The following is an 11,703-nucleotide window of genomic DNA, read 5'->3' as shown; positions in this document are numbered from 1 at the left end:
ATGCAGCTAACAGAGCTTTTATATCAGATCAATGAGCGTGGCATTTTTTTATGGGTAGAGCAGCAGGAAGGCGTTGAGGACAAACTGAAATTTTCTATTCGCCAGCCTCTGGCGGATAAAGATCAGTGGCTGGCGAAAATCAAACCACACAAAACTGAGCTGATCGCCTTGCTAAAAGGTGCTGGAGTGCTGTCGGACAGCCTGCAGTTGCCTGTAATTTATCCAACCAACCAGCAGCCCTTTGTTTTATCTTTTGCACAAAAAAGGCTGTGGTTTTTACAGCAGTTTGAGCCAGACAGCGCCGCCTACAATGTGCCGCTTATCTTAGAAATGCAAAACGGCAACTCAACACAAAACGCTGTTGCCGCAGAGCAGGCTTTAGTGGCCGTGCTGGAGCGGCATCAGGTATTACGTACTGTGCTGATACGGCAAAGCGCTGAACCTGTAGGTGTATTAAAAGCCGCGACAGAACTGGAGTTTAACCACCAGATACTGCACCCAGAGCTTGATCAAGATGCATTGCATCATCTGCTGCGGCAAGAACTGTCCAGGCCTTTTGTGCTGGAGCAACAATTGCCGGTGCGGGCTTGTTATTACCAGCGACCGGACCACAAAGCGATTTTGTTGATCACTTTGCACCATATAGCCGTAGACGGCTGGAGCCTGCCTTGTTTATTGCACGAGTTTCAGCAGTTTTACCTGCACTTTAGTCAGGGTACTCCAGTTCAGTTAGCCCCTTTGACTTTGCAGTATCAGGATTTTGCCTGGTGGCAGCAGCGACTGCTGCAAGGTGAGCTGCAACAGCAGCAATGGCAATTCTGGCAACACCAACTCAGCGACGTGCAGACACTGGAATTACCTCTGGATCGCCCCAGACCCGCGACTTTTGATGCAAAAGGCGACACGGTAAAGTTGCAACTGGACAGCAGCACTTCAGAAAGCCTGCATCAATTAGCCCGCTCTTTAGGCTGTAGTTTTTATGCCTTAACCTTATCGGCTTATTTTGTGTTATTGCACAAATACAGCCAGCAAAACGATCTGCTGATTGGCACTGCAGCAGCCAACCGTCATTACCCGGGCACCAGCGATATGATTGGCTTTTTTGTCAACAGCCTGGCCATTCGCTGCCAAACCAGAGCAGACATCAGTCTGACTGAACTGGTGCGCTCTGTGCACCAGAGCCTGATTTCTGCCCAGCAGTATCAGGATATGCCTTTTGATTTGCTGGTAGAAAAACTGCAGTTACCCAGGGATCCAAGCTGCCATCCTTTGTTTCAGGTGTTTTTTGCAGTGCAACAGGCCGATGAACAGGCCCAACAGCAGGAGTTCAGCCTGCTGACCCCTGAAGGTCTGTATCAGGTTGCCAAATATGATTTATCGCTTTTTATCACTGAAGCCAAAGATGGCTTAACGCTGGAACTGAACTATGCCACAGCTTTATTTGATCAAAGCACTGTGGCACAGATGCTGGCGCATTATCAGACTGTATTAAAGCTGTTGTTAGCAAAGCCCACTTTGCCATTAAACCAGCTGCAGCTATTAAGCCAGCCGCAACAACAGCATCTGCTGCTGGAACTCAACGATACGGCCAAGGCTTTACCTGATGTATCCAGTGTCACCGCATTATTTTCTCATCAGGTGAGCTTAACACCTCAACACAGAGCCCTGAGTTTTGTCTCAGACAGCTTAAGCTATCAGCAGTTGGATCAACGCAGCACTGAACTGGCCTTAATGCTGCGCCCCCTGCTGGAGGCTTCGCCATCCAAACTGGTGGCGTTGCTGATGTTACGTTCGCTGGAGCTGATTGTGGCTATTCTGGCTATTCATAAAGCCGGTGGCGCTTATGTGCCTGTAGCAGCTGAATTCCCGCTTGAGCGCCAGGATTATATTTTAAAGGACACCCAAGCCGCAGCTTTAATAAGCCATCAGGCGCTGCGCCACAAAGTCACAGCGCTGTCGGGTTCCACTCCGGTGCTTTGGGCCGATACAGGGTTATGGCACCAACCGGCGCCAGAGGTACCGGCACCAGAGAACAGGGCACAACAGCACAGCTTGCCAGACAAGATTGATGGCGATCAGCTGGCTTATATTATTTATACCTCTGGCACCACAGGAAATCCAAAAGGCGTGATGCTGGAACATCAGCACCTTTTGAACCGTATTGACTGGATGCAAAACACTTACCCGCTGACGGCTTCGGATAAAGTGCTGCAAAAAACCCCATATATTTTTGATGTGTCGGTGTGGGAGCTGCTATGGGCCAACGCTTATGGCGCTGAAATTGTGCTGGCAGAGCCTGAAGGCCATAAAGATCCGGATTATTTGTACCAACTGATTGAACAACAACAGATCACAGTGCTGCATTTTGTGCCTACCATGTTTCAGGCCTTTTTGGATGATCTGCAACGCCGTGGCCGCATTATTCCATCGTCGTTGCGTTATATTTTTTGTTCAGGCGAAGCGCTGCCTGTCGCCACAGTGCAGCAATTTCAGCAGCTGGATCAGCAGCAAAACACCCAACTGCATAATTTATATGGCCCTACAGAAACGGCCATAGACTCCAGTTATTTTTATTGTCAGGGCGAACTGCGCTGCGTGCCTATTGGCAAACCCATCCAGAATACCCAGTTGTATATACTCGATAACAACCAACAACTGGTGCCCAAAGGCGTGGCGGGCGAGCTTTATATTGCAGGCCATGGCGTAGCCCGTGGTTATCTGAATTTGCCGGAGCTGACAGCTGAACGCTTTTTAGCTAACCCTTTTTACCATGCCACAGACAATGCTCAAGCTGGCCGGCGTATGTATAAAACCGGTGACAGAGTAAGAATGCGTGCTGACGGCAATATAGAGTATCTGGGCCGCAATGACTTTCAGGTGAAATTACGTGGCTTTCGTATTGAACTGGGTGAAATAGAAGCGGCGCTTTGTGCTTTGCCACAGATAAGCCAGGCCTTAGTGATGGTCAAACAAGCCTCAGGACAAGACCAGCTTGTGGCCTATTGCCAAACTGAAGCCATGCCAGAAGCGGATCAGCTGCGTGCTTTGTTATTAAAAAAATTGCCCGATTATATGGTGCCTGAGCATTTTATTGGCCTGAGCCGTTTTCCGGTGAATGTAAATGGCAAGCTGGACCGCAAGGCTCTGCCAGAGCCAGAACTGAAAACAGAGCAGTATGTAGCACCAGCCACAGAGCAGGAAAAACAGCTCTGTGCTTTATGGCAACAGGTGCTGAAATTAGACAAAGTGGGAGTTGAAGATGATTTTTTCCGCCTCGGTGGCAACTCCATACTGGCGATCAGTGTCTCTCATGCGATGGCCGAACTGTTGCAGGCCCACTACCCTGTAGCACGGCTGTTTGCCGATAAAAACATTCGTAACGCGTTACTGAATATAAAGCAAAATTCAAACCTCAGTTTAAAGCAGAATAGTCAACAGCAGCGGGCTATACAGCCCTGTTTTCTGGCCGAACCCAGCTTGTCTTTTGCTCAGCAACGGCTGTGGTTTTTGCATCAATACGATGCAGGCAATACAGCCTACAACATTCCTGTTGCGTTACAAGTGCAGACAGGTTCGGCCCTGCAGTTGCAACAAAGCCTGACGCTGCTGGTAGAACGGCATCAGGTATTACGCTCTTTGATCAGGCAAAAAGATGAACAAGCCCATTTACTACTACAAACCACAGACAGCTTCAGGCTGGAAACCCTGAAGCTTGCTGACGATGAGTTTGCCGAAACTTTTAAGCGCTGCGTCAACTACTGCTTTAACTTAGAACAGGACATCCCCATCAAAGCCTGGTGTTTTGAACTGACGTCAGGCCAAAACATAGAAAACACAAAAAACACAGTGCTGTTGATCAACATTCACCACAGCGCTTTTGACGGCTGGAGCCATGGCCTTTTTATGGCAGAGCTGGAACAGGCCATGCATCATTTCTGCAAAGGCCAGCCTCTGCAGTTAGCTCAGTTGCCACTGCAGTACCAGGACTACGGCCACTGGCAGCGTCAGGCTTTTGCCGAAGGTCAGTTTGACTCCCAGTTAAACTACTGGCAGCAGCAGTTGCACCAGTTAAGCCCACTGCAGATGCCATTGGATAAGCCACGCCCTGCCAAACTCAGTTATGCCGGTGATAACCTGCTGTTTCAGTTTCCTGCTGCTTTAACCACTAAGTTAAAAGCGCTGGCAGCTGCTCGTGGTTGCACCTTATATAGCCTGATGTTGTCAGGTTTTGCTGTACTGCTGCATAAGTACTGCGGCCAGCAGGATATCCTGGTCGGCACACCTTTTGCGAACCGGCATCATCAGCACACAGAGCAACTGATTGGCTTTTTTGTCAACACCCTGCCGCTTCGCCTGCAGATACAGCCCGATCAAAGCGCTGAGCAATGGCTTGAGCATGTGGTGGCCAGGGTCACAGAAGCCCAACTGAATCAGGACCTGCCCTTTGAGTATCTGATTGATCTACTGAAGCTGCAGCCGGATCAATCCCGTCATCCGGTGTTCCAGCTGCTGTTTTCGATGGACCAGTTTGAGGATACAGCCCAATCGGACTATTTTTCTGCCTTTGATTTAGGCGAAACTTATCAGGTCGCCAAATACGATTTGTCTTTGTATATCAAAGATGAAGGTGAAGAGTTACTTGGAGCGCTTAACTTTTCCACTGCGCTTTTTAATAAAAACACTATGCAGCGCCTGACCGAACGTTATCTGGTGTTAATGCAGCAGATAGCAGAGCAACCTCAGACCAAAATTGCTCAACTGCAGTGGTTTAGCGCTGCAGATCAACGGGTCTTGTCCGAAACAAAAGCAGCAGCTCCTGAGCACAACAGCGCCAGTTTTGCCGGATTATTTTACCAACAAGCAGCCCAAAGGCCGACACAACAGGCTTTAGTCTGGCAAAACCACAGCTGGACTTATCAGCAACTGGATCAAGAATCCAACCAGCTCGCCCATCAGTTACGCCAGCAAGGCTGCGACAGGGGTGATTTAGTTGCTTTGTTGCTGCCACGAGGGCCAGAGCTTATTTTGTCGATACTGGCCATACTCAAAGCCGGTGCCGCTTATGTGCCCATCAGCCCGGATTACCCGCTGCAGCGCATTCAGTTTATGCTGCAGGATGCAAAGTGCCGCCTGCTGTTGACCGACAGAACAGACTTAGCAACTGAAGTTGAGCTCTATAACCCAGCGAGCAACAGGCATCACAACCAGCCCAAAACCGCCTTAGCGCTTTACGCCAGCAGCACAGATCTGGCCTATGTGATTTATACCTCAGGCACCACAGGCCAGCCCAAAGGTGTGATGATTGAACAGCACAGCTTTACTGACTTTTTGCTGAACTTCCCGCTTTATATACCGGATGATCAGCAGGTACAGCTGCTCTCTTTAACCTCTGTCACTTTTGATATTTTTGGCCTGGAGTATGGTCTACCCTTGCTGCGTGGTGGCACTTTGTATTTATCCGATCTGCAAAACGCTGTGCCGGATTTACAACGCCATCCACAGATTAATATGCTTCAGCAGACCCCTTCGGTGTTACGTACCCTGCTGGCGATGCAGGGAGCTGATTTCAGCGCTGTCACTTGTCTGGTTGGTGGTGAGGCACTGGATCATGACTTATTACAACAGTTACAACAGCAGTTTACCCAGGTGGTGAATGTGTATGGTCCTACTGAAACTGTGATTTGGAGTACCTGCCATCTTTACAACAACAATACAGACAACAATCCGCTGCTGATTGGCAACGCCTTGCCGCATGAGCAGATTTATGTGCTGGATTCAGAGTTACAGTTCCTGCCTTCTGGTGTGATTGGCGAATTGTTTATCGGTGGTGCCGGATTAGCCCGGGGTTATCTGAACAGGCCGGAGCTGACGGCAGAGCGTTTTATTATTCACCCACAGAGCCAGCAGCGACTGTATAAAACCGGTGATCTGGTGAAACAAAGACTGGACGGTCAGCTGGAATACAAAGGCCGGACTGATTTTCAGGTCAAAATTCGTGGCCATCGTATTGAATTGGCAGAAATTGAAAGCACATTGCAACAAGACAGCCGCATACATCAGGCTCTGGTGCTGGCCGTGCAAGAGCAACAGAGTGACGCTTATCTGCTGGCCTATTATCAGGCCGATTCTGAGCTTAGTGCAGAGCAACTGACAGAGATCGTCGCCCGGTATTTACCTGATTATATGTGGCCTGAAGTTTATATCCGGGTTGAACAATTTAGTCTGACGGCCAATGGCAAACTGGACAGAGCCGCATTGCCAAAGCCAAGACGGGATCAAACGGCAGCAGCAGAGTATCAGGCGCCAACAACGGCCTTTGAGCAGCAGATCTGCCAGATATGGCAACAGGTGCTGGAACTGGATCTGGTGGGCCTGACGGATGACTTTTTCCGTTTAGGCGGTAATTCCATGAAAGCCTTGCTGCTGTGCCATAAGTTAGCCAAAGAGGCCGCCTGGCCGCTGGCTGTGGCCGATTTGTTTCACTACAGAACTATTGCTGCGCTTATCAAATACTGCAGAAGCAACAGCACAGGCAAGCAGCAACACCTACCTGTATCAGAGCCTGATAACCACAGAGCTCCGTTGTCTTTCTCACAAAACCGGCTGTGGTTTTTGTATAAGCTGGAACCACAAAGCACGGCTTATCATATTCCTATGTTACTGCAGCTGAAAACACTGGATGTCGCTCGTTTGCAACAGGCATTCACTGGCTTAGTTCAGCACCAACAGCTGCTTTGCTCCGTCATTGAAGAGCATGAGGGCAAAGCCTGGCAGCAACTGGTGTCTGTTGAACGTTTTCATCTGGCTTATCACCAACTGAAGGCCGCTCAATTGCCGGAACAGATCCAGGCTGCAGTGCAGATGCCTTTTGTGCTTGAGGCGCAACTGCCCATTCGTGCCACTGTATTTGAGCTTGACGACGGTACTTATTATTTACTGATCCTGCTGCATCATATTGCTTTTGATGGCTGGAGTATGGACTTGTTATTTAGTCAGTTGGATACCTTATACCAACAACAAAACCATACTCTGCCGCCTTTGGATTACCAGTACCGTGACTATGCGCGCTGGCAGCAACAAAAGCCCGTGGCGCTTGAGCAGAACCCCTATTGGCAGAATTTAAACCAGGTGCCACCGCTGGATTTACGTCCCTGCTACCCCAGACCAAAAACCTTTGATTACCAGGGCGCTGACTATCACTTTAGCCTGGGCCAGAGTTTATCCGCCCAAGTGCAGGCGTTAGCCAAACAGCAGCAGGTCTCTGTTTATAGCCTGTTGCTGAGCGTCTGGAGCTTAACCCTGCATAAACTGACGGGGCAACAGGACATACTGCTGGGCACTCCTATGGCCAATCGCCAACTGCCTGGCTCTGATGCCTTAATAGGTTTTTTTGTCAATACTCAGGTACTGCACCATAGCATCCATCCAAAGGCTGACTTTCCTGCCCTGTTAGCGCAAGTGAGCCGGCAAAATACCGAAGCACAGCGTTATCAGCACTTGCCTTTTGAACAGCTGTTGGAGCAACTGTCCATAGAGCGGGACGCAAGCCGTCACCCGCTGTTTCAGGTGATGTTTTCAGTCCAGACTTTTGCGGAAAAAGCCTCAACACTGGACTGGTTAAGCCCTGCCCCTTTGCCTGCTGGCGGATGCACTGCCAAATACGATCTGTCGTTGCAGCTGGAGCTGCGCGATCAACAGATCAGCGGCGTACTGAACTATGCCAGTTCTTTATTCAGCGAAAAACGTATTGTGCTGATACAACAAGGTTTTGTGAATCTGCTGCAACAAGTGGTCGACTCACCTCAAAGCCAGAACAGCCAGCTGTCTTTGCTTACTACAGAGCAAAAACTGGCTATGCTGGCACTGGGCGACAGGCAACAGACCCATTCAGATAAAAATTCAGCGAAAGAGTACAACACCACACTCAATGCGTTATTTGCACTTCAGGTGGCCGCTTATCCACAGCAGATAGCCGTGCAACTGGACGATCAACAGCTGACTTATGCAGAGCTGGATGCTTTATCCAGCCAATTGGCGCATCAGTTAGTGCAACTGGCTGGTGAAAAGCAGCAGATGATCGCTCTATTGCTGCCACGGTCCATCTGGATGATAGTGGCTATTCTGGCCGTACTGAAAACAGGTTCGGCCTGGGTGCCAGTTGAGCCTGCAACTCCTTCACAACGCCTGCAGCATATACTCAAAGACACCGAAGCTAAGCTGGTTTTGAGCCTTTCTGATGCTTGTCAGCATGGCCAGCAGGATTTACCAGAGCAATGCCAGATGCTTTATCTGGACCAGCTTGATCTGTCGCAGCAGGCCAGGACTGCGCCTGGTATTCTGTTGTCAGAGCGGGATTTAGCTTATGTTATTTACACGTCTGGTACTACGGGTGTGCCTAAAGGTGTGCTTATTGAGCATCAGTCTGTGCTTAATACGGTGCTGCAACAGCGGCAAAGATACCAGACAGGTCCTGGCTCTGTGCTTTATCTTGGCCTGTCTTATGCCTTTGACGCTGCTGTGGCTGTGATTATGAATGCGCTGCTCTCTGGTGCTAAGTTATTGCTGAGTAAAGAAATAGACTTTAACCAGCCCAGTATGCACAACGTCAGTCATCTGATTTTATCCGGTGCTGTGCTGGATCTGTTGCAGCCAGATTGTTTTCCCAAGCTGAAGTATCTGATTTATGGCGGTGCTGCTGCAAGCTCTGCCGCCTTACAGCGCTTTAGTCATGTTGAAATTTATGCCGAATATGGTGTCACTGAAGCTGCTATTACCTCCAGTCTGGCGAAAGTCGACCTGACTCAGCCCGCTGGCATTGGTTTACCGCTGAACCATATCAGCCTTTATGTGCTGGACTCTGAACTTGAGCCTGTGCCTGTTGAAGTGACAGGCGAGCTTTATATTGGCGGTGTAGCTGTTGCCAGAGGTTACCTGAATCAACCAGAGCTTAACCTGGTCTCTTTTATTCCAAGCCCCTTTATTGCCGGTGATCGCTTGTATAAAACCGGTGATCTGGTGCGCTGGCATCAGGGCGATAAAGACAACTGCCAACTGGTCTTTCAGGGCCGTAAAGACAAACAACTTAAATTACGTGGTTATCGTATTGAACTCGCAGAAATAGAGCAGCAGTTGCTAAGCCATAAAGATGTGCAGCAGGTGGCGCTGAAGCTGCATCAGGTGAATGGCCGTGATCAGTTGTTGGCTTATCTGGTGAGCTCAAAGCCCGATATAGAGCCCATAGTTGCAGAGCTAAAACCACGACTGGCCGATTTTATGCAACCCGATCACTGGTTATGGCTGCCGCAATTGCCCTTGACCAGCAATGGCAAGTTAGATGAAGCGGCTTTGCCTTTGCCACAACTACAACACGGTTATATTTGTCCTGCCACCCCCACAGAAAAGCAACTGGCAATGCTTTGGCAACAACTACTGGGTGATGTCACAGTCGGGCGCAATGATGATTTTTTCCAGTCAGGAGGCGACTCCATACTGGTGATGCAGCTTGCGGCTTTATTGAAAAAAGCCGGCTGGCACTGCACTGTGAAAAACCTGATGCAACACCGCAGTTTAAAAGCCATGGCGCTACTGCTGGATCAACAACAAGAGCAACAGGAAATGATTGCAGAGCAAGGGCAACTCAGCGGTAGCTTTGAGTTGTTGCCCATTCAGCACTGGTTTTTTGATTTGGTGCAGTCGGGTCAGATAGCTAACCAGAACCACTGGAATCAGTCGTTTTTACTTAAAGTGCAGCCGTTAAAGCCAGAGCTGTTGCTGCAAGCGGCCAGACAACTGGTTATGCATCACGATATGTTAAGAGTCCGATTCAGCCGTACGGCTGATGGCTACCAGCAGTCTTATCTGGCCGATTTGCCGCAGTTTCATATCGAACAACTGGACCGCTCAGCCGTTACAGAAGAGGAGCTGGAGCAGCAATTATCAAAATGGCAAAGCCAGTTTGATATTGAACAAGGCCCGCTGTTTAAACTGGCTTATCTGTACAACTACCCGGATCAAAGCGCACGGCTGTTTTTTGCCTGCCATCATTTGCTGATTGATGCAGTCAGTTGGCGTTTGCTGGTGGAAGACTTAAAAGCTCTTTATCAACAGCAGCAATTGCCAGAGAAAACCAGCAGTTACCGGCAATGGGTCGCAGAACAACAGGCAGCACCACAGCTGTATCCGGCGTTTTATTGGCAGGCCTTTTGTGCGGCTCTGCCTGAAATAAAAAAACCTGCGATCACAAATAGTACCCAGGCGCAGTTGCAACTGACAAAAGAGCAATCGAAGGTGCTGATGCAGCAGGCTCATCTGGCTTATCAGACTGAAATCAACGAGTTATTGTTGTCGGCTTTAGCCCTGGCATTGCGGGACATCTGGGGCAATACCGATCAGGCTGTGCTGCTGGAAAGTCATGGCCGCCAAACGACTAACAGCAGTCTGAACCTGAACCGGACTTTAGGCTGGTTTACCAGTTTTTATCCTGTGCTGTTAGCTGCGACTGACGATCTGGCACACAACATTCATTACAACAAAGAAACGCTGCGACGCGCTTCAGGCTATGGCCAGAGCTATATCAGCTCAGGTTGTTACCGCCAGGCTAAGGCAAAACAACTGGCGGTGAGCTTTAACTATCTGGGACAAATTAATGCGGGTAACGCTGCCGATGACTGGCAGATCCTGGCTGAATCCAGTGGCGCTAATTATCCATCACAGCAGGATGCTCTGGACCCTGTGAGTATTTTGGCTGTGTTTCAGGATCAGCAGCTCAGATTTTCCTGCACTTCCTTGTATGGCCAGCAGTTTAGCGACCAGCTTGCCCACTGTCTGGAACAGCGTCTGCAGCAGCTGATTGACCATTGCTTGCAGCACAAAGGCCCTGTACTCCCATCGCTTTGTGATTACCCGCAGTTTGCTCCGTACCAGTTGCACCAGGGAGAACAAGCCAACACAGTCTTTGTGTTTCCGCCAGGTGAAGGTGATAGTGTTGATTTTTATCAGCCTTTGCTTCAAAAGCTGCCCAACACCCGTGTGGTTTTGTTCAATAACTTCTACCGTTATTTAGCAGAGCAGCATGCCGGACAAGCTGCGTTAACAAGTTTCACTGAGCTTGCTCAGCAGCTTATTCCGCTGATTAAACATCTGCAACCACAAGGTCCATGGCATTTTGTTGGCTGGAGTTTTGGTGGTGTACTGGCACTTGAAGTCTGTCGTTTGCTGGAGAAACAGCAGCAAACACCAGGATCTGTGCAACTGATCGACAGCTATTTCAGTCTGAATAAAGCCCGGTTGGGTTCACCAGAGCTGGATACACTGCTGGTCAGTTACGACAGCAGTCAGAATATCAACGCCCGGCATCTGCCCTCAACTCAAGTGCAGAGCAAAGTCAGGTTGTATAAGGCATCCTGTCCTTCCGGCGGTAAATTGGCGGAGAATTTGCAGCTGTTAGAACAGGCCTATCTGAGGACCCCGGCTAACTTTATTGAAGACTTTGCGGCCAAAGTTGAAGTAGTACCTTACCAGGCCGGACATTTTGACCCGCTGACAACTGAACTGGCAGAGGCTTTGGTGTTGGGTGTCGCGGCCGGGCTTGGCACTGCCAGTCCATAGGCACAGCGGTATCAATAAAGGGGCGGGGATAAACCCCGCCCCTACATTTTTTGCAGGATACAGATGAATTGGCATCAGAATTATTGTAGGGGCGGT

The 11,703-nt window shown here is 49.5% G+C and carries 1 protein-coding gene; it reads left to right on the top strand.

Annotated features, from left to right (window positions below; translation table 11 throughout):
- The gene (locus J2W69_RS03040) at positions 1–11,607 is read left to right on the top strand and encodes a non-ribosomal peptide synthetase (protein ID WP_310274439.1); all 11,607 of its coding nucleotides are present in this window, start codon (positions 1–3) and stop codon (positions 11,605–11,607) included.
- Positions 11,608–11,703 lie beyond the last annotated feature (96 nt).

The organism is Rheinheimera soli (genome assembly GCF_031457405.1).
GTDB classification, from domain to species: domain Bacteria; phylum Pseudomonadota; class Gammaproteobacteria; order Enterobacterales; family Alteromonadaceae; genus Pararheinheimera; species Pararheinheimera soli_A.
This window is presented reverse-complemented; position numbering and strand designations above follow the sequence as displayed.

Coding starts and splice junctions, on each gene's coding strand:
- J2W69_RS03040 (WP_310274439.1), top strand. CDS start 1: ATGCAGCTAACAGAGCTTTTATATCAGATCAATGAGCGTGGCATTTTT.